Origin of the sequence: Metasolibacillus meyeri, assembly GCF_003049505.1 — a bacterium.
In the GTDB taxonomy this organism is placed as follows: domain Bacteria; phylum Bacillota; class Bacilli; order Bacillales_A; family Planococcaceae; genus Metasolibacillus; species Metasolibacillus meyeri.
In genome coordinates, this window is the sequence record NZ_PYWN01000298.1 from 1 (window position 1) to 503 (window position 503).

General features: G+C 24.1%; 1 protein-coding gene. It reads right to left on the reverse strand.

What is annotated here, in order from left to right:
* Nucleotides 1-9: 9 nt before the first annotated feature.
* Nucleotides 10-432 carry a DUF4279 domain-containing protein gene (locus tag C9J34_RS21645; protein ID WP_107842207.1) on the reverse strand — a complete coding sequence of 141 codons (423 nt, stop codon included), beginning with the start codon at nt 430-432 and terminating at the stop codon, nt 10-12.
* Nucleotides 433-503 lie beyond the last annotated feature (71 nt).

Here is a 503-nt window from a genome sequence, read left to right on the forward strand (position 1 = left end):
AACTATTGTTTATTTCTCACTACATAAATTATATATGTCTATATCAACAGATGATTTTATTTTTTGTAAAAAATCTATGTGATTAGGTTCAAAATGGATACCAGATGTCTGATATTCATCATAACGCACACAAATGATGGTTTCGCACTTTAAATTATATTTTTTTTGATAATCAGTAATTGTATCTAAATATGGGCTTAATTTTTGAAATAGATATTCTATTTGGTCATCTGTATATTTAAATTTGCTTGAATTTATAGTGAATTCCCAAGCGGTAAATGGCTGAATATCTTGTATTAAACCTCTTAAAAATGGTTCTCCTTTTTTATAAATTTCTACTGGTTTTATATCTATTTTTTCTAAAAAATTATCTATTGGGAAAACATCTCCAGAAATACGTATAGTTATACTTGAGTTATATTTTTCCTTCATTTTTTATCCATCTCCTAATTATTATTGAATTTTTAGAATTTAAGTGATATTATATTATAAAAAGGAGTGAA